We start from the raw sequence: 20,639 nt of genomic DNA, 5'->3' as shown, positions 1-20,639 counted from the left end.
CTCCTATGTCTCAATCCTATATAGCAAATCCAAGAGCTTTGAGCCTTTTCCTTTCAGAAATGGGGCGTCCTTTATCATCAACAGCGAGATTTGCACCGTCGATAATAGCTGTTTTAACAGCTCCACAAGCCACAGACATCTTTGCAAGTCCCGGGGCGTCAAGAATGCCAGTCTTAATCGAAGCCCATATCACTTCTGGGTCAGTCAAAGGATCCTTTGAACCTTTGCCGAGTCTGGCTATTGCTCTTACGATTAACATTGCTTCATTTACCAATATCTCTTTTCTTGCCTTTATCATAGGATCGGCTTCAAAATCCGGGAGCCCTTTAATTGCCTCGGAATGAGCCTTTTTAACCATTTTAACGCTCTCTATTATCTCCCTGGCCTTTGCACGCCTTCTCGCTTCGCAGAATGCTACAACATGAATGATGTGTGGCTTGAGGTATGATGCCGTAAACATTGAAGAAATTAGCTGGCCCTTGGCACGTCCCTCATCGGCGGGAAAAGACAGAAGCCCTGCTCTGACCATGCGGTAGGATCTGAAAGTGTTGTCATGAAGAGATTCAATGAGCTCCCTTTTTGCCAGCATCTTAGCTATATCCATCGCAGGGGAAATTCCCGGTGGTGTATTAAACATATACTGGGCAATATAGTTTTTCACGCCGAGTTTTTTGGCATTGTATGCGGCAATGTAAGCCGTTGCGACTTCTATTGTATCCGGTGCATAGCGAAGTGCCCATTGATGTGACTCGTTTATCTCCACAGGAATGTTGCGTTCAGCGTTCCATTTGATTGCCTTCTGATTTTCTTCAATTGCCTTTTTCAATTTGCGATCTGAACGTCTGTCAAGTTCTGAATACCAGGTCAGTGGAATAGCTGCCCAGGCGTTCCTTATAGTTGTGTGGAGTAGCTTTGAGTATTTAATAAGATCCCTTGTTCCTGAATAACAACGCAATAGGGGGAAATTGCCATATCTGCTTGCAGTATACATTCTTTCAAAATCCTCTTTTTTTCTGAAAGGAGCACCTCCGGCTCCATCCTGTGACGAGTCCATTTTCTCCTGTTTGAAAAACCATTGCTGTGCATTCTGGTCAGGAGCAAGGGAAATAATGTCGAGTTCTCTTGATCTGGCTAGTTTTCGGATTTCGCTTTCTGTTTCTTCGATAGTTTGAAGGCCTATATGATGGCGGATAAGAGGATATGGTGACTTGAAATTTATCCGTTCTATGAGATCCTGTGGATAGTTCTCATTCTTAATTCCACGAATTTCTCCTCTTAAATACATTACGACCTCTTCGATTGATTCACTTCCGTCAAATACTTTCTTGAAAATCCTGCTCTTTCTGGCAATTTTTGCCGTTTCATAAGTTCCGCCAAATATTAAATCCCTGCCTTTCAGCAAGCCGTGTTCCTTCAACAGTGACCTTAGCTTTTTCAATAATCCTTCCAGCGCTTCCTTTCCAAGTCGATAGCTTATTGCTACAATATCTGGATTTGCTTCAATAATACTTCCTATGAATTTATCTAAGGCAACGGCACCACCAAGATAAATAGTTTGATAACCTTCTTTTCTTGCAAGTTCGAGGAAATTCAAGATGCCAGCGACATGCACATCACTCCCGATAGCGGCTCCAATAATTTTCTTTTTTGGGCTCACAGGGCTTTCACCCCCATTTCAGCGTATTCCCAGATAGAGTCGACGCTGAGTCCTGAAAGGCCAAGACTGTCCAGATTCCTCCCCTTTTTCCAGTAGTTCACTCCCATAACCACATTTGCTATATTAATTATTGAATCAATGGTTGTTGTGTTCTTGTTTAACGCTTTTCCAAAATAACTGATGGGAACGAGACTCATGGGGACATCTTCTAAAATATAGCGGTTGTAAAGGCTTACAGGCGCTTTAATTCCCTGATAGCCGTCGTTGTTGTGGATGGCATCATAGAGATCTCTACCTTTTACATCATAGGCGAAGTCCAGCCATTCAACAGCGCCTAAAGGTTCTATTTTCAGCGCACTTGCAATTTCACAGCGTTCTTCATCAATTTTGGTTAAAACCCTTGCAACGGAGGGGCTAATACCGTCAAGGTAGAATTGAAAATTCCCGTGAGTAGTTTCAATCCATCCGGCATTCATCAATAAGGCAGCAGGGTGGAATACAGCTCCAATATTGTTGAAGCTCGTATACAAAACGTTGGGGGCTATTACAAACTCCGGGAAAACCCCAGGAAGCACTTCGCTGAGTATGTGATTATCTTTTGCAGGTAAAGCGGAAACAGGAACAGCGTTTTTCATTCTAAAGATGCGTACAAGCCCGGGTCCGGCTATTCTTGATGCGAATAGGAAAGTTTGGGCTTCGGCAAGGACATATCCGGGCTTTACACCCTTAGTATCTAAAATCCTCTTGAACTCAAAAGCCCCACCGGTTCTCCCTGGGTTCAATATGATTACTTGCCCTTCTTCGATATAGGGGGCAATTCTTTCTGCCACAGAAGCGTGGGCAAAGGCAGGAACAACAATCATCACAATCTGGCAGTTTTTCATCGCTTTCTCTATATCAGTTCCCACATAGGCAAGCTTTGCTGGTCCTGAAGATTCGCCTTCCAACCTTAAAGTTCGACTATCAGCTATCCCTGAGATGCGCTTTTTGCTTCTGTTGAAGAGCATAACCTCATGCCCCCGCTGCGCAAGGACACCCGCGAGCGCCTGGCCGCCATTTCCGGCACCAACAACGCAGATTCTCATTTTTTCACCCCCAAAAAGCAAAGAAAAATTATCAGGCATCAAAGCCTTTTATTGTGCTATTAATCATTAGACGTTGTATAAAAAAGAAAAATCAGCAGCTGCAAGGATGTTTTTGTGTAAGCACAAAAATTATAGCAAAGTTTTTCGAAATAGTTCAATAAAATGAACTCTCTTATAATAACAATCCTAAAGAATGGCTGCTTCAAGCCATTTGTAGCCCTTAAAGGTTAATATTCCTGAATAATAGATATTATCTCTTTGTTTTTATACTTTGCTTTGATTTTCGAGCTATTTTGTGCTATAATAAATCGAGGTGATATATATGAGCAAAAATAAAAGGAACGAAAGAAAGGACAAACCGGTCATCAAGACTGATGAAGAATTGAATTTAGTAGAGGTTTCCTTCAAAGACAGAAAAAATCCCGGTAACGACTAAACATAAGATCGGTACACAAGATAAATCCCCCTGCTTTTGCAGGGGGATGGTTTTTACAGTTCTAAAAAGACAAAAAGCCCCATCAATTGGGGCTTTTGGTGGCGGCGGACAGACTCGAACTGTCGACTCTGCGGGTATGAACCGCATGCTCTAGCCAGCTGAGCTACACCGCCTTAATGGTAGCGGGGGCAGGATTTGAACCTGCGACCTTTGGGTTATGAGCCCAACGAGCTGCCAGACTGCTCCACCCCGCACCGAATAATTCTATTTCAAGGGCCATTGGCGTCAATTCTATCCGCTTGGTGCCGGGAGCGGGACTTGAACCCGCACGGAGCCTTCGCCCCAACGGATTTTAAGTCCGTTGTGTCTGCCAATTCCACCATCCCGGCGCCGTATATTATCATAACACCCAGTGTTTTTGTTGTCAAGTAGAGGCTCACAGAGCTATTCTTTCAAGGTTTTCCGGAATTTCAATTTGAAACTCATACTGGAGTTCTTCCCTTAGGTTTTCAAGTGCATCTTCATCGCCATGCACATATATCAGTTTTTCAGGTTGCAGTCTTCTGGGAATCTCTAACAGTTCAGGATAGCTCGCGTGACCAGAGAAATTGAAAATGTCAACATCAGAAAGCACATCCACTTCTTCGTCGAGTTCGAGTTTTTTTGTGCTCTTAAAGGCTTCCAGAACAGCAAATCCAGGAGATTCAGGGCTCTGATATCCCATGAAGTATACAGCCGAATTGCTTTCTTGAAGTATTTGATGTGCGAAAATGTATGATAGCGTGTCTTCTATAAGCATCCCGGAACTGAGTATCAGGATCATAGGCCTTTTATCATCGATCAACGAAGAAGCATTTCTTGGAACTATATTGACATATCTCCTTATCGCTTCTTTGAACCATGCTTTTTTTTCAGGATCCATGCCGTTGTGTTCTTTGAGAAGAAGATCCGTTAACACATGTACCATGCCATTTATGTAAACCGGAACCCGCGGAATCTTCCCGGTTTCAATCAGCTTCAAAATCATATAAAGCGCTTCCTGCCCTCTCCCAAGTGCAAAAACCGGTAGCATGGCTCTTCCGCCAGATTCCAGAATCTTTTTCAGCTTTCTGCTTAACCTGTGGGTCTCCATTTCTCTATTTACAGACAGGGTTTCTTTCAATCCATAGGTTCCTTCGGATATGACTATATCAGCTTGATCCGGTAAAGTCGCTTCCGGAACGGTTAGCTGTGAGGAAAGGGAAATATCACCTGTGTAAAATACTCTTTTATCGCTTGCTTCTATTAATATCGATGAGGCACCCATAACATGCCCTGCCGGGTAAAGAGTAAGGGATAATCCCTTTGAAAGTTCAAAGGGTTTCATATATTGTAAAGGAAAGATTTTCTTTTTTGCTTTTTTGACATCTTTATGGGAATATAATACAGGTTCGCCGTCCTTCTCGTATTTTTTCTTCATCACTTCAACTGAATTGCTTAATATCCTCAAGGCGAGGGTTCTGTTCTCCTTTGAAGTGAATACTGTGGCATCGGGAAATTTGCTGAGAACATAGGGCAAAGAGGAAAGGTGATCATAATGCGAATGGGAGATAATGATGAAATCAACTCTTTCAAGAACATCAATCTCTGGAAGGGATTCATATCCATCTTTTACTGGATGCCTTCCGCAATCGAGCATTATAATGAAATTGTTTATTCTCAATATAAAGCAATTAGCACCTATTTCTCTACCCCCACCAAGCGGCATGAAATTCATCTTTTTCCTCCCTTTCTGGTACTATTTTACCAGAGACAAGGGATATTAATTTTATGATGTAAAATTGAAGTACTTTTAGGCGGCAAATGACGGGAGGTAAATAAATATGGAAGGCAACTGGGGATTTGTAAGCGATATAATGATCATTTCATTGCTTCTGGGCGTGGCTATGATAATCAAGAAATCCATAAGGCCTTTGAACCGCCTGCTGATACCTAATTCCGTTCTTGCTGGTTTTTTGGGTATGGCACTGGGACCAAGTGGACTGAAACTGCTCGATTTTTCCTTTGATAGGCTTGGGACCCTTGTATACCATCTGATGGCAATTGGCTTTATTGCCATTGCTTTGAAAAAAAGAAGGACGGGTTCTTCCAGGTCAGCCGTGAACACAGGCTTTTTTATAGCAATTTCCTATGCCATTCAGGGCATTGTTGGGTTTAGCATTGCGATGATTCTGGTTTATACATTTTTTCCGAATCTTTTCGTTCCCTTCGGGCTTTTGCTTCCTCTGGGATTTGCCCAGGGCCCGGGGCAGGCTTATTCGATGGGTACCCAGTGGGAAGCTCTGGGATTTACCAATGGCGGAACAATAGGATTAACAATTGCCACAATTGGCTTCCTGTGGGCCGCTTTTGGCGGTATCGCCATGTTGAATATCATGGTAAAAAGAAAGAAGTCAATTGGTATCCCCATTGAAAAGCCGAAGGTCGTTGAAAGAGTTGAAACGATTGTAAAGGATTACGAATTTTCTGATATCGACGGGATGACCATACAGGTAATGAGCATCGGGTCAGTATATCTTGTCACCTATCTTTTCCTTAAATACTTCACAGCCTGGATAGGAAATTTTGGGACTTTTGGAGAAACGTTCGCGCAGGTCCTATGGGGATTCCATTTTGTTATAGGCGTTATCTTTGCATTCTCCTTTAGAAAGGGATACGACATTATCAGAAAAAAGAAGAAAATAGAATACCTGAATTCATTTCTTCTCCAAAGAGTAGCCGGTATCGTATTTGATTACATGGTAGCAGCTTCTATTGCAGCAATTTCCCTGGAGCTAATAAAGGAATACATAATCCCCATATTCATTATCACCACAGCTGGCGGAATCGTCACCATACTCTACACGATATACTTCTCAAAGAGGATTTATAGAAAAGCCGTACTGGAACATATCGTCACTTTCTTTGGAATGCACACGGGGACAATTTCGACAGGGATTGCGCTTCTGAGGGAAGTCGATCCGCAATTTGAATCAGGCACAGCCGAGGACATGGTCATCGGAAGCGGGCTGGCCCTTTTCCTTGGCTTACCTTTAATGATAATAATAAATATTCCTATACTTGGTTTCAAACTCGGAAAACCGATATATTACCTATATACCCTGGGAGCGCTTATCCTGTACTTCGGATTGTTCTACATTTTCTGGTTCTTGAAAGTCAAGCGTTCGAATTCAAAATAACAATATATTCCACTTGAATAATATCAATATCAATATTTAGGACTTATGTTGAGTTAAGAAAAAATTTTTCGCTTCTAGATTTTTGTTACCGGGCAAGCAAATGATATAATTTTTTATGATTAGTTTCACCTAAACTCATAAAAAGGGGGGATTTATGTGAAGAAATTTGTATTGCTTTTTGCGCTACTTTTGACCTTGCTGTTGCTTACGTCCTGTTTCAAAGTTTCCTATGCAGTTTTAACGCTCTTTATGAATCCAGTTGGGGATATTCATGATGGAACTGAAGTGACTTTCACCTGGCAGCTTAACTCCCAGGATGAAGTGATATCAGCGAATTACACCCTTCATATTGGTGATCTTGAAGTACCCCTTGGAAGTGAAACCTCTTATGCTACAACTCTGGGAACCGGGGATTATGAGGTCTGGGTTACAGCGAATTTCCAGACAAGAACGGGAGTTTTCAACCTTGGACCTGCATCAACCGAATCAAACCATCAGAGCTTTCGCGTTTATTCGAGTGGCATTAATTTCCTCAATGCTGAGAATGAGTATGCCAGTGATGAAGTCATTATAGAATGGGAACCTGTAGATGGTCTAACCCATAGCTATATCTATTCGTTAGACGGTGGCCCGGAAGTTGAAACAGCTGCCTGCTCTGCTACCTTATCTGACCTGTCTGATGGCTGGCATACGCTGGCGGTAAAAATTGCTGAATCTGGACAGCTACCAGCAACTTTCAATTTCAGGGTTGATACCACAGGCCCCTCACCCATGATTTATGGCTCAGACAGAACTGCGGCTGCTCTTGCAGATGGAGATATCAGACCTTTTGGAAGATATGCGTACATAGGCTGGCAATTCAATGAACCGGTTTCTGCTGTTGAGATAAGGTTTAGAGATGCTGAGGACTTAAGCACTTGGCTTACGGACTGGATCCCATGGGATCCCACTGTATCTGGAATGCTGGTCAACGATGAACTTGTTACGCTATATACTCCTGATGGCATTTCCTATCTCGACCACTTATTTGAAATCGGGCATTCTTATCTGATTTATGTTAGTGGATATGATGAACTCGGTAATTGGGGATACAGCTATATGACTTTCAGGTTTGATGAAAGATACGGCAACACTGACAAACCAGAGGTATATTATTTACCATTCAGCATTACTCCGGCATCAACGGATGCTTCTGGAACCATGGAAATATATGTTGTCGCGCCAAATGTCAGAGATTACGCTGCAGAAGATATTCATAATTACTATGGGCCTGATACCTCGTATGACGCTGACCTGATGTATATCCAAACAACTCTTTTGTTTGACGAAGGCCTCGAAGTAGAAGACGTCATCTTCCCTGATTTTATAGATGATAAGAAGGACTTATCGGGATATGTCGCCGATGTGGGAGAATTGACCCTGTGCAGGGGATTTGTCAATGGCGAAGACGAAGATGAAGAGCAAAGTGATATACTCGCAGTTATTACATTAAAATTCGGCGTTGATATGAATGGCACAAATCCTGTAATTGCAATTGATGACAACTATATTATCAGGGACTCCAACAACCGGGTAATCGACGGTATAGTCGTGGATAACTTCGGGTACTATGTAACCATACCTGCACCCGAAGCAGCCGGAATGTAAGGGGTGGTTATGATGAAAAAACTGTTCATTTTGATTGTTGTATTTGCCATTACGTCTTCTCTGTTTGCTGGCTCTTTGATAGATGAAGCCTCACAGAGAGCTATAGAGATAAACAATAAAATAGCTGAACAGGGTCTTCCCTGGAAAGCTGGCGTGCCGGAAGTTTTTGAAAAATACGAAGCGGCAGGTATAAGCAATCTGGATAGCCTAATAAGCAAGTGGGCTGGAAGCAGGGATTTGCCGGAGAAAGCAAGAAGGGATATGCACAATTATTTCTTCAACGATAGCGCCACAACCCGGGACGCGCAGCTGTATTCTACTCAGTTCCTTTATTTCGCGATGTTTGATACCCCGCTGCCACCGAGCTTTATTCAAATTCATACACCGATTAGAGATCAGGGTTTCCACGGCACGTGCTGGGCTTTTGCAACGGTAGCTTCTTTTGAAAGTGCGTTGCAGGTTCAGAAGGACGGGCTCACCGGCGAAGCCACGATCTTCCCGTGGGAGCTTAAAGTCGATAGCTATGACCTATCTGAGCAGTTTGTCTCATTTCACGACATAGACTGGGATATATATATTGAATCCTGGTATGACCCATTGCAAAGCGATGCGATAATTCAGGATTCCAATATGGATGTTGGCGGTAATCAGCATTTCTCCACTTATAACAGCATAAGATACGGCATCCCGCTGGAAACTGACTTCCCTTACAGCGCTTTTGACCTTAACCCGTGGATCAACTGGAACCCCACGAACAATGACTGGGAAGACAACCTGGTTCACAGCACAAAAACTGTTGAAATTTACTATGGTGATGAACTGAGCTGGCTGGGATTTCCTTATGGGGTATATATAAACTCCATTAAAGAAGCCCTGATTAAATTTGGCGCTCTTGGTGTATCTTATACCGTTCCTGAAGATTTTTATGGCTATATGGAAGGTATATATATACCAACCACGAACCAGTTGACAGGCGGGCATTCAGTTACTCTTGTCGGATGGCTGGATATGGATGCTGTGAAAGCTCTTGGATGGGTGTCACCTGACGCCACCAGTGTTGAAGTAAATGACCCCTTTACTGGCTTGACATGGTATGCTACCGAGTTCTGGGTTATCAAAAACAGCTGGGGCGACTGGGGCTGGAATGGTTATTATGTTGTCCCAATGGTTTCGGAAGAGCTTTATAACTTCTCTGCTACCTATGGCTTTGGGATTACGCCCTGGATGATTGAATACAGGGCGATGTATGTTCCTCTGTTCGAAGAGAACTATGCTCTAACGGAAGATGCCGATTTTAACGATGATGGCTATGTTAATGAAGAAGATTATCAATTGCTTATGGAGCACATGTTTACTTACGACTCCAATTATGATATTTCCATCCCCAGAGACGGCTATGTAGACCATGAAGATGTTACCAGATTCTTGATGATATGGAATAGTGCAGACTGATTTTTTCAAATTTAAAGGGTGCCTTTCAGGCACCCTTTTCTTTTGCCAGATTTCTTTGCCTTACAAGAAATACCAGCGTTCCCAGTACTATCATGAAATGATACGTAAGCAAACGCCAGAGGGCCACTGCAAGGCTTATAATCCCTCTTGGTAGCGTGCCTCCCAGCATGTAAAACAGACCAAGCTCAAGCGCCCCGCTTGCGCCCGGTGTGGGAACGTAATAAGCCACAAGAAACAGAAGCTCCTGTACGCCCCATATTTCGACAAAGGGAACATTCAAAGGATTATTTGATGCGTCGAAAAAGCCAATCAGAATGAAATATATGATGAACTTGAAAGTCAAGCTGAATAAGATAGAAAGCCCTATATCAACAAGCATATAGTGTGGTCCTTTTTTCCAGATGAGTTTCATGTAGTAATTGAATTCCTCAAATTTCTTGACGAGATGGTCCCTGACCTCTTCTGGCTTGCACTCAAGGAATTTTGCGATGAGTCTTCTTAGAAACCGGGGTTTGAGCAATGCGTCAAGGAATTTCATCAGCATTTTTCGTGAATATGAAAGAGTGACGAGAAAGATCAGCAAAGCTATGGTGAGGAAAGCCCCTATAAATGCGAAAATACCAATTCCCGGGATCTTCAGAAAGGCTTTCCAGTATTTGGGCAGAAAGATCAATGCTAAAATCAGTATAGCAACATTGTTAACTACATATCTGGAAATGACAACGGCAGCGGCAGTTGTAGTTTCAATACCCCGCTTTGAGAGGTCGTAAATCTGGTAAGGCTGTCCGCCGGCAGCGAAAGGTGTTAAATTATTGAAAAATTGCATGAGTAAAATATCCACAAAGGCTTCTCTATATGGAAGTTTTATGCCATAGGATTTTAAAAGGAGCTTTGTTCTCAATGCGTTAATAGACTGTGCGAGCATGTAAATCAAAATAACCCCGCCAATCCATAAAGGGGACATTTTGAAGATCAGCGAAAAATCGGTATCTTCACCTAAAAGAGCAAGGATAGCAAGAATTACAACAAAGCTGATAATCAATGCATAAAGCGCCTTTTTATATGAGAAACTCTGCTTCTGGTTTTCTGCCATAAATCCTCCAATTGTTAAAAATGGCTTTTAGATTATATCATAACCATCATATAGAAGTTTATGATAGAATTTCTTGATATAGAAGCGAGGAGGGGGAAAATGAAAAGATTTTTGCTGGTATTAACGGTACTCCTATGTGTTTCGCTTAGTTATGGGCAATTTGAAGGTTTGAATCTGTATTTTGGCAATTTGCATTCTCACACATCTTACTCTGATGGTCAAAAGACCCCGGAATATGCTTATAATTTTGCAAAAGAAGTTCCCCAAATTGATTTTCTTGCCGTTACGGATCATGCTCATTATTTTAAGCAGCTTCTTCCAGACGGAAGAGATAAATTTGAGGCAATTAAAAAAGCTGCAAGAGAAAGCACTTCTGGAACATTCCTTTCCATAGCAGGATTCGAATGGACTGCAACAGGCTGGGGACACATGAACATTTATGAAAGCCCTGATTGGACAGATAGAAACGAATCTCCTGACCTTAACACCCTTTACAGCTGGATCGAAAGCAGAAAAGTGCTTGCGCAATTCAACCACCCGATTTCCATGTTTGGAATTTTTGATGATTTTAAATACTATCCAAAGGCTGACAAATACGTCAATTTGATAGAAGTGGGCAATGGAAACTGGTCAGTGGGAGATACCATATCTCCGGAAATGTTTAATGCTGTCAGACTCGCCTTTGCAAAAGGCTGGCATCTTGGAACAACCATCGGTCAGGATAACCACAAAGCAAATTGGGGAGCCGCCAATGACTCCAGAACAGCGGTATATTCTCCTTCTCTGAAATTGGAAGATATTTTGAACAGCCTGATGGAAAGGCGAACATATGGAGCAGAAGACAATAATGTTGTGGTTCGGTTTTCAGGGAACGGCAAAACCCTTGGTTCGATTATTTACGACGCAAAATCCCTGGATTTGCATTTAACAGTAGAAGAAACAGAAGACGATCCTATAAAGGAAGTAATCATCTATTCTAAATATGGAATATATAAATCCTTCGATGCGACTTCGAATATTTTTGAATACAGCGAAAAAATACCCATAAATAGCTCTTATGAGTATTTTTTTGCTTATATACTTGAAGCAGATGGGCAGGAGGTCGTGACAACCCCGATATGGGTTCAAAGCTCCTCGAACAAATATGTTTACAATCCCTCTATAAAGCCCGGGAACGTAAAACCTGGTGAAACAGTGGTGGCGAAATTTGCTGTATCTAATCTCAACAATACCGCTGAAAAATTCTGGGTTTATATCAAGAACGCGGAAGGTAGGCTTTTAGCCAGTGAAGAAATGGAAATGCCACCCATTTCTGCTGAAGAAGTGGTTCTAAAATTTGAAATAGAATCAGTGAAAGACAACAAGTTGCTTTTTTATGTAAACCATGAGCTTGCATATATATCAAACATTACCGTGAGATCTGCTTCTTCTCTGAACATTCTTCTGGATAAAACTCACGATAATTTTTCCATGAATTCCCGAAAGGTTCTCAAAGCGACTATTGACATTTCAGGACATAAACTTACAGAGGCCGAAAGGATATTAAAGCCATCGGATTTCAACGACAAAGATATTTTCATTCTTCCTTTGCCGGGTACAGAAGGCTTTTTTGAAAAACTCAAAATTCTCCAGGAAGCCCACCAAGGGATGATCAAAGACTTTGTTGCAAAGGGTGGTACACTCATTATTCTGGGAAATGGTGAACCTGTTTCCCGGGCAATAGTAGATTCATACAACGCCCTTTTGAAAGCCCTCGACCAGCCCATAGCTTTTGGGGAGCCCCTTTCAAAGGAAATCCAAAAGGTTTCTGGCATAACCTTTGATGGTTACAGGGAATTAATAGGGGCAGGGACTCTATACGAAGGCACCTATGGTAACGGACGGATAATCGTTTTTAGTGGTGACCCATTCACGGATAAAGCAATTATAGAGAATAGTGAGCTCCTAAGAGAGCTGTTTTCCGTAGATGAAGTCGTTGCTCCCACCGAAGAGCCAAAAATCCCTGTGGTTTTGATAGATGTAGCTCATGGAAACGATTATTCCAGAGATAAGCTAAACGACTTTTCCTCAGCGATAGATAGCTGGGGATTACGAAGTGAATTTCTCTATGACCCCCTGTCAGAAGAACTCTTATCTGAAGTTGAGATTTTGGTGCTTACCGACGGTTCTAACTATACCGAAGAGGAATACCAAGCTGTTAAAAAATTCTTTCAAAGTGGCGGTAAATTGCTTCTTACGGGTAAATCAGATTTCAGAAATGGGAGTCATCCCGGGGTGATGAACCGCTTCCTCGAATTGATAGGTTCTCATATCAGGATTAATGATGACCAGCTCGTTGATTATACCGATAACTATGGCGCACCTTACAAAGTTGAGATAAGAACATTCCCCAAAAGCGAACTTTCTTTTGTTTCGGAAAAAAAGGTTGATGTTTACAGCGGCTGCTCTTTATATACTGTTGATGGCTCGGAGGTCGAAATCTTTGCCAAAGGGGATGAAGATACCGAAAGCACCGATGCTGACGGAAACAACGATGCTGTCCCTTCAAAGACAATAATTTTTGCTGCCGGTGAAAAAATAGGTAACTCAAAGGTCGCGGTACTTGGAAAAGCAATATTCAGCGATTACGATTTCACATATCCCGGAAATGAGAACAAGCTTTTTACAAAGTCAATAATCGAATGGTTAATGAAATGATAACGTAACAATATTGATTTGACCTGCCGGTTTTTTATGATATAATCACATGTAAACATATTCACAAGGAGGTGTGGCAATGATTTTCAGGAGCAGAATGGTAGCATTTATCCCTTTAATTGGGGTTACTCTGTCGTGCCACGCCTTTGTACGCCTATGGAGGTATATAGCTGTATAGTGTAGATATACCGGGTTACAGGGGTCGTGGCGAAAGCTACGGCCCTTTTTTATTGCCTTTTATTCTGCCGAGGGGGTGATTAGTATGAGGCAGAGAATTTGCAGGAACAACGCAGTTGTGATTGTCGAAAACAGGGGATGCGAGTCAGGCATTAGCAGGTTTGACAAAGTGGTGGAAAGGAGGTTTATCGATGATTAGGAGGATCCATTTTAGATAAGTGCATTTGGAAAGGAGGAAGTGAAATGTTCAAAAAGAAATATCTGGATATCAATAAGAAAAATAAAACCACTAATAGAATAAACAAAACTGATATAGGATTCATAAGGGAAAAGGGGAGATTGATATGAGTAAAAAGCGTAGATTTTATTCATCAGATAAAGCATCGCCGGTGGAAATGGACCGATTGGTTGGCAGAGTGCGGCAAGACATGCTGAAAAAGCTTATGAAAGCGGGAGGAGGTGTGTTATGAGCTACGCACTTACTGCGGAAAACATAAAGAAAGTTTTCAAAAAAAACAAGAAAATTGTACATGCCTTAAAGGGAATAGACATTCAGATAAGAGAAGGTGAGATCTATGGATTTTTAGGACCTAACGGTTCAGGAAAATCGACCTTTATAAGAATTGCATCGACATTGTTGATTCCTGACGCCGGGGAGATCAAGGTGTTTGGATATGATGTGGTGAAAGAAGCAACTAAGGTTCAAAGGCTGATAAATCGCGTTTCGGTGGAAGCGAGCTTTTTCAAAAAACTTTCAGCAATTGAAAATTTGCTTTTTGCAGCAGGTATTCATGGAATCTCTAAGAAGGAAGCCCTGAAAAAGATCTACGCTATATCGGAAAGAGTGGGTCTTGATAGAGAGCGCCTTAACGATCCGCTGGAGGATTTTTCCAGAGGTATGCAGCAAAAGGTTGCCATTGCCCGTGCCTTTATGACAGAACCCAAATTGATGCTTTTAGACGAACCGACAACCGGCCTTGATCCCAGGGCTAAACGCGAAGTCCAGTCACTGATTATGCACATGAAAGAAAAACTGGGAGCGACAATCTTGCTCACTACGCACGATATGGAAGAGGCGGAAAAGCTCTGCAATTATGTGGCGATAATTCACAAAGGAAGGATAATTGTGAAGGGCCATACCGAAGAATTGAAGGCTATGATCTCGCACAGGGTTAAAAACCCGACCTTTGAAGATGTCTTTATGGAATTTACAGGTGTCAGCTTTGATGAAGCTGAGTACGAGGAGGCTGAAAGTGCATGAGTACTCAAACGGTAGTTCAGGAATTGAGAGCTTCCTGGGCGTTTATTGTCAGGAATTTTAACCTGATAAAGCGCTATTGGAAATGGGAGCTCGTATTCTTCGTTTACACCATAGCGAACTCCATAACTATGGGGTTCATCGGGAAAGGTGTTGAAGCCTTTTCCGGGGAAGCCCTGAATACGAGTTACCTGATTCTTTATATGCTTTTGGGCTCCATCCTCTGGGGTTATCTTTCGATACTCTTTGAGATTGTTGCAGAGACAGTTGCCTGGGAACGCTGGGAAGAAACCATAGAATATACCTTTATGGCTCCCATCAAGCGAGCAACACACTTATTGAGCGTATGCGGGTTCGCGATTCTTTACGGTATCTTAAGAGCGGGATTGATACTGCTGGTGGTTTCAGCTTTCTTTGATCTTGACCTTTCAAAAGCGAATCTGCTTTCTGCGACTGGCATTTTGGCTGTTGCGAGTTTTTCCTTTATAGGTCTGGGAATGGTTGCGGCTATTTTACCACTGATTTCTCCTGAGAAAGGAGTGCAGGTTGTTCACATATTTCAGGCGTTGTTGCTCATGTTCTCCGGGGTCTATTATGAAGTTACAGTGCTTCCGGAGTGGATGCAAAACGTTGCCAAGTTTTCACCTGCTACTTATGCACTGAAGGGAATGCGCGAAGCGATTCTTGAAGGCAAGGGGTTCGGTGATTTGTGGTCTCAGATCTGGCCCTTGTTGATACTTGGTTTTTTCCTGTTACCAGCTGGAATTTACTTTTTTCAGCTTATGGAGCAATGGGCCAAAAAAAGAGGTGTACTCAAAAGGAGCGGTTGATACCGCTCCTTTTGCCTCTTGAAACAATGGTGAACTACCACACCCTACACAACGCTTAGAGAATGTGGCTTCCTGCTTCAACCTGTGATGACTCGTAGACCCCTCTCGGGTTTTGCCGTCAGAGCACAGTCCACAGGCGTAAATTCGGGCAGTTCCTGCCCTACTGATGGTCACAAACTTGTTTTTCGTATATGACCGATTTATATTATCACAGCAAACAAAATTCTTCCTGCTACTTATAGAAGTCGAGTTCTTCTTTTGTTGTTTTTGATAAAATGAAAAGGTATAATTCTTCGGGAGGTAGATTATGCTTCTAACATTAAGTGGGGTAGGCCATGATTACGGCGAAGGTCTTCTTTTTGAAAATATATCCACCGCTATTAATAAAAGGGACAAAATAATCCTTATCGGCAAGAATGGCAGCGGAAAATCAACGTTGCTCAAAATAATTGCGGATCTGCTGAAACCGACTTATGGAGAAGTCCATAGAGCTACGGAATTAAAAATAGGCTATCAAATTCAGGAGCGCATTGAGAACATTGAGGAAACTCTCATGGAATTTTATATGAGAGAAAAGAAAAACATAGAACCCGAAACCGAAGAGTTTTACAGCTTTGACAGAAGAGTGAGAAGCATACTAACAGGGCTTGAATTTTCTCCGCAGGATTGGGACAGGGAGCTCAGAAGCTTCAGCGGTGGCGAAATAACAAGAATTGCATTGGGACGGTTGCTTCTCATTGACTATGATTTACTGTTGCTCGACGAGCCCACAAATCATCTTGACCTGAAATCTGTCGATTGGCTCATTTTATTTCTCAATTCTTACAGAGGTGCAGTGCTGCTTGTATCACATGATAGGCATCTCATAAAGAATGTGGGAAATAGGTTTTGGGAAATAAACAACAGAAAATTATGGGATTTTCCGGGTAGTTTCGAGCATTATAAAGCAGAAAGGGAACTGTATGTAAAAAGTTCACTTAAAAAACAGGAGAAGTTGATAAGCGAGATAGAAAGGCTTCAGGCAGTTGCCCGCAGATACAGACTCTGGGGGGAAGAGAAATTTATAAAACAAGCCAAGAGCAAAGAAAAACAAATTGATAGGCTGAAAAAGGAACTGGAAGGGGTGTCAATCCCGGGGGAGAAGGAAGGCTCAACAAGAATTAGACTGCCAGAACCATCCAGAACGGGTTATATAGTGCTGGAAGTTAAGAATTTGAGCTTTTCGTACTCTGAAAGACCTATTTTTAATCAAGCCAGTCTTGAGTTGCACAGAGGAGAAAAGTTGGGCATCGTTGGACCTAATGGTAGCGGAAAATCCACCTTTCTCAAGATACTTACCGGCGGAATAAGCTCATTTTCAGGTACGGTAAAGTGGGGACACAACGTTACCTGGGGATACCTTTCTCAGATGTCAAATGAGCTTTCACCAGAGAAAGAGGTTATACATGAATGCTGGGGACTGGTACGCGATTGGCCTGATTTTGAAATAAGGAAGTATTTAGGGCGTTTTGGCTTTGCTGGTGAGAGCGTCTTCAAAAAGGTCGGAGCTTTAAGCGGTGGTGAAAAAACGCGGCTTGCCCTTGCAAAAATGATACTGAAAAAGCCAAATGTATTGATAATGGACGAGCCCACGAATAACCTCGACATCTGGTCGATTCAAAACCTTGAAGAAATACTCGTGCAGTTTAAAGGCGCGATTATATTGGTTTCACATGATAGGGAATTTTTGAAAAACATATGCAAAAGGTATGCAGTTATTCGATCGGGAAAATTGGATCCTCTCAACAAGCTGGAAGATTATCTGAATAACTATAATGAGTTCAAAGCCAATTTTGTCGCCCAAAGAAACGCAGTTGAAAAGCAGCAGAGCTTCAGGGAAAAGCGCAGATTGAGCAATCAACGGAAAAAAATCTCCGATTTGCTGGAAAACATGAAATTGCAGGAAAAGGAGCTCGAAAAAGCGCTGGAAAACCTTCAAGGCGAGCTCCACCTATACTCTACTGATTACCAGAAGCTTCAAGAATTGCAGAGTAAAATGGAGACTATAGAAGAAAATCTTCTCAATTTAATAGAGAAGAAAGAATTGCTTCAGGAGGAATTGCTCCTGCTTGAAAAAAAGCTTATGAATTTAGATAGAACAATATTTCCACAATCGCATATATGAAAATCACGCTGAGAATGAGAAAATTGTTGAAATAACCTCCACCAACGAGAAGCCCTGTATCTCTTTCTGTTGTTGAAAGAGGATTGTATTCATTCCTTTTCGCAATACCGAAAAGATAAAAAGACCAGATTATATGCAAAATGAAAACCACAAGCCCCGTTAACATGAGAACGTCCGAAATGCTTTCAAAATGGCCATGTGCATCAAGATAGAAGTACTCTAATGATACTGTGCCAATCATCAGGGCCCAGCATGCATAGGTAATTCGCCTGAAAGCCCTGAGGAGATTAAAAACAAGCACTCTTACTTCCGGAATGCTTTTTTTTCTCAGCAGAGGAATGAGAAAAAAGCCGAGTGTTATGTTGATACCAGACCATAGAATAAAGGATAAAATCAGCAAATACCTGTTAAAGAAAAGAAAAATATCCATAAAATCCCCCCTTTTGACCCGAACAAGTTGATTGATGGTCATTATTGATTTATTTTATCATTCTTTTAAATAAAAATAGAAACACTAGAGGTCTCTTCGCATTAGATCGCCGGTTAACTTCAAAGCGGGTTTTATGAGAAAAACCAAACCCACAACACCGCAAAGCGTAATAATTGAAGTAATGAAAAAGGATGAAACCGCATCAACAAGCTTAAAGGATAAATACCCAAATCCACCAACGAAGCTAAAAACAATCAAAATTGCAATCGCAACATTGAAATTTTGCTTTATGGCTCTCTGAGGATTGTCCCAGTTGAGCAATGGCCTCATTGCGTCGATAATTAGCTGGATCAAGTTCAAGAACGCAGTAACAAGCACTGAAAGCAAAATGATTAAGATATCAAAGAGTAACGAACCTCCCAGAAGTATGTGAAGGGCTATGGTCATCAATATAATTCCCATAAGGCTTATTTCCATTAAATTAACAAATTTCGCTTTGAAGACATCGGCGGAGCTAACAGGAAGCGCTTTTAACTCTTTCAGGAGTTTGCCTTCCCTGCTGAAGGCTGAAGCTGCCAAACCGTTCATGGATCCAGCCAGAGCGCCACAGAGAATTCCAAGAGGAACATAAAGGCTTTTGATAACCAGAAAAAAATTCCCCAGATCTCCCATAGCTTCCTGATTTCCCTTGAAGATAAAGGGGAATATCATTACCATAATCGGCAAGATAAATGTACCTGAAAGGCCATTTAGAGCGAAGGAAGGCACTCTCAGCAAATATTTCCATTCCCTTGAATGGAGGGCTGAAAAGGGCCCCTTTTCAGCATTCAGTTCCCTGTTTAACTCTTCAGAAGACAGTTTTTTTCTACCGGCATAAAATTGCTGTAGCTCGTTGTAAGTATCGTAATAGTAATTCTTTGCGAACCACACTGTGAAAGCGAACGCAAGGATATGTAATCCCAGGTATCCGAGAAACCAGGCGAATCCCGAAAAAGCCTTACTCAGCAATGCCTTGGTGGCAAAAAAAGCCGGTGGATAAATTAAAGCCAGCTTGTTAATGAACGCATCGGGATTGGCGAAAATATTTACAAAGTTGGGACTTCCATTTCCACCATTAACAGCTGATCTGTTAACAAAGAAAACAACGATCAACGAGCCACCAAGCGCCCCAATACCCAGAATGTAAAGCATGAAGTCTTTCATGCGGCTGAATTTCACAATTCGGGATAATGGCAAAATAATGATTGTCTGGAAAAGTATCGGGAAAATTTGCGACAGCAGAAAAAGAAAAGCCATATAAAACCAATATGGAAATCCAGCATCCTTCTGAATTCCGTAATAGATAAGAGAAGGCAACAAAACTGCAAGGGAAACGATCATCTGGAAAAGTATAACAACTGTCAGCTTTGCTGTTACCACATCAGATGCTCTTATGGGAAGCGTAATCAACACCCTCATATCTCTTGAAAAAAAGAGGGTGCTTACCAACAGGAAAAACCCGGTGATAAATCCCAGAATACCCGCACTGAGAAAAGCGTTTGCAAGGAAGAGATTTTCCATTCCAATCGCTGCGAGCTGTTGAAAGCTACTGATCAATAAAGGCCTGTAAAAGAACACAAAAGAAAATCCGATTGCAACAAAGGCATAGATCATCAACGCCAGAAGAAGAATGTTTTTCTTGTCCTTTTTCAACGCGATTTTTATATTACTCAAACCGTAATTTGCATTAATTATTGTCCAGATAAGAGAAATCAATCTTTTCAATCTCACTTTTTGTCACCTCTAAAAAGAGTTCTTCAAGCGTGCCAGAACCCTTGATTTTCCTCAGCTCTTCAACTGTTCCGACAAATTCGAGCTTTCCTTTTTGAATTATACCTATCCTATCGCATACTCTCTCGGCTATCTCCATTACGTGGGTAGAGAAGAAAACAGTATTTCCTGAATTGGCATGGTTTCGCATCATTTTTTTCAAAATGAAAGCCGATTCCGGATCCAGTCCTACAATGGGTTCATCAAGAACCCAGACCTTGGGATTGTGGGAAAGAGCAGCTATCAGGCTAAGTTTTTGCTTCATTCCATGCGAATATGTGTTTATGGGATCTGTTATGGCATGAGATAGCTTGAAATCTTCTAAGAGCCTTTCTATTCTCTGGGTTCTAAGGTCTTTCGGAACCTGAAAAACGTTCATGATGAAGTTAAGATATTCAATTCCCTTCAGTTTTTCCATTACCAGCGGTTCATCAGCCACGTAACCTATAAAGGATTTAGCAGTGACGGGGTCTTTAACCATGTTTACTCCGCAAACTTTAACAGTTCCCTGGGTTGGTTCGATAACCCCTGTGAGCATTTTTATAGTCGTTGTCTTACCAGCGCCATTGGGACCAAGAAAGCCAAAAATCTCCCCGCTTCTGACTTCCAGTGATAGATTATCAACTGCTCTAACATTCCCCGAATAAATTTTTGTGATGTTCATAAGACTGATCACTCATAATCAC

Annotated in this window: 14 protein-coding genes and 3 tRNA genes; 7 read left to right on the top strand and 10 right to left on the bottom strand. The window is 41.8% G+C overall.

Going from position 1 to position 20,639, the window contains the following annotated elements; all coding sequences use genetic code 11:
* Positions 1-16: 16 nt before the first annotated feature.
* The 6 genes from AT15_RS05745 to AT15_RS05720 all read right to left on the bottom strand — a co-directional run bounded on the left by AT15_RS05745 (position 17) and on the right by AT15_RS05720 (position 4,934).
* On the bottom strand, positions 17-1,657 hold the full coding sequence (locus AT15_RS05745) for a cobalamin-dependent protein (protein ID WP_068347340.1): 1,641 nt from the start codon (positions 1,655-1,657) through the stop codon (positions 17-19).
* Positions 1,654-2,742 (bottom strand): NAD/NADP-dependent octopine/nopaline dehydrogenase family protein, encoded by a 1,089-nt coding sequence (locus AT15_RS05740; protein WP_068347339.1) that lies wholly within the window; start codon positions 2,740-2,742, stop codon positions 1,654-1,656. Before AT15_RS05740 ends, AT15_RS05745 begins: the two co-directional genes overlap by 4 nt.
* 532 nt (positions 2,743-3,274) lie before the next feature.
* Positions 3,275-3,351, bottom strand: a tRNA-Met gene (locus tag AT15_RS05735).
* A gap of 4 nt (positions 3,352-3,355) precedes the next feature.
* A tRNA-Met gene (locus AT15_RS05730) sits at positions 3,356-3,432 on the bottom strand.
* Between the two features lie 46 nt (positions 3,433-3,478).
* Positions 3,479-3,567, bottom strand: a tRNA-Leu gene (locus AT15_RS05725).
* 47 nt (positions 3,568-3,614) lie between these two features.
* On the bottom strand, positions 3,615-4,934 hold the full coding sequence (locus AT15_RS05720; protein WP_068347337.1) for an MBL fold metallo-hydrolase: 1,320 nt from the start codon (positions 4,932-4,934) through the stop codon (positions 3,615-3,617).
* 106 nt (positions 4,935-5,040) lie between these two features.
* Here AT15_RS05720 and AT15_RS05715 point away from each other — a divergent pair, with 106 nt between their 5' ends.
* From AT15_RS05715 to AT15_RS05705, 3 genes are all read left to right on the top strand, one after another.
* Positions 5,041-6,396 (top strand): sodium/glutamate symporter family protein, encoded by a 1,356-nt coding sequence (locus AT15_RS05715; protein WP_068347335.1) that lies wholly within the window; start codon positions 5,041-5,043, stop codon positions 6,394-6,396.
* Between the two features lie 156 nt (positions 6,397-6,552).
* Positions 6,553-8,043 carry a hypothetical protein gene (locus AT15_RS05710; protein WP_068347333.1) on the top strand — a complete coding sequence of 497 codons (1,491 nt, stop codon included), beginning with the start codon at positions 6,553-6,555 and terminating at the stop codon, positions 8,041-8,043.
* Positions 8,044-8,055: 12 nt separating this feature from the next.
* Complete coding sequence (locus AT15_RS05705; protein WP_068347331.1) at positions 8,056-9,495, top strand: C1 family peptidase; 1,440 nt, start codon at positions 8,056-8,058, stop codon at positions 9,493-9,495.
* Positions 9,496-9,520: 25 nt separating this feature from the next.
* Here AT15_RS05705 and AT15_RS05700 read toward each other — a convergent pair whose 3' ends face one another.
* Entirely contained in the window at positions 9,521-10,588 is a 1,068-nt protein-coding gene (locus AT15_RS05700) for a lysylphosphatidylglycerol synthase transmembrane domain-containing protein (protein WP_068347329.1), read from the bottom strand.
* Between the two features lie 99 nt (positions 10,589-10,687).
* On the opposite strand from AT15_RS05700, the gene AT15_RS05695 reads away from it, so the two are divergent.
* The 4 genes from AT15_RS05695 (at position 10,688) to abc-f (ending at position 17,714) form a co-directional block, all read left to right on the top strand.
* Entirely contained in the window at positions 10,688-13,285 is a 2,598-nt protein-coding gene (locus tag AT15_RS05695; protein ID WP_068347327.1) for a CehA/McbA family metallohydrolase, read from the top strand.
* A 643-nt stretch (positions 13,286-13,928) separates the two neighbouring features.
* Complete coding sequence (locus AT15_RS05690; RefSeq protein WP_068347325.1) at positions 13,929-14,723, top strand: ABC transporter ATP-binding protein; 795 nt, start codon at positions 13,929-13,931, stop codon at positions 14,721-14,723.
* Positions 14,720-15,550: an ABC transporter permease gene (locus AT15_RS05685; RefSeq protein WP_068347323.1), complete on the top strand. Its 831-nt coding sequence runs from the start codon at positions 14,720-14,722 to the stop codon at positions 15,548-15,550. Before AT15_RS05690 ends, AT15_RS05685 begins: the two co-directional genes overlap by 4 nt.
* 307 nt (positions 15,551-15,857) lie before the next feature.
* Entirely contained in the window at positions 15,858-17,714 is a 1,857-nt protein-coding gene (gene abc-f, locus AT15_RS05680) for a ribosomal protection-like ABC-F family protein (protein WP_068347321.1), read from the top strand.
* Here abc-f and AT15_RS05675 read toward each other — a convergent pair.
* The 3 genes from AT15_RS05675 to AT15_RS05665 form a co-directional block, all read right to left on the bottom strand.
* Complete coding sequence (locus AT15_RS05675) at positions 17,671-18,144, bottom strand: hypothetical protein (protein ID WP_068347318.1); 474 nt, start codon at positions 18,142-18,144, stop codon at positions 17,671-17,673. The two genes, abc-f and AT15_RS05675, sit on opposite strands and share 44 nt — an antisense overlap.
* An 84-nt stretch (positions 18,145-18,228) precedes the next feature.
* Positions 18,229-19,914: a putative ABC transporter permease subunit gene (locus AT15_RS05670; protein WP_068347316.1), complete on the bottom strand. Its 1,686-nt coding sequence runs from the start codon at positions 19,912-19,914 to the stop codon at positions 18,229-18,231.
* On the bottom strand, positions 19,871-20,629 hold the full coding sequence (locus AT15_RS05665; protein WP_068347287.1) for an ABC transporter ATP-binding protein: 759 nt from the start codon (positions 20,627-20,629) through the stop codon (positions 19,871-19,873). Before AT15_RS05665 ends, AT15_RS05670 begins: the two co-directional genes overlap by 44 nt.
* Positions 20,630-20,639: the final 10 nt, after the last annotated feature.

The sequence above is a fragment of the Kosmotoga arenicorallina S304 genome, from assembly GCF_001636545.1.
Lineage (GTDB): Bacteria > Thermotogota > Thermotogae > Petrotogales > Kosmotogaceae > Kosmotoga_B > Kosmotoga_B arenicorallina.
Note: the sequence above shows the minus strand (reverse complement) of the source record. Positions and strands in the feature narration are given on the sequence as shown.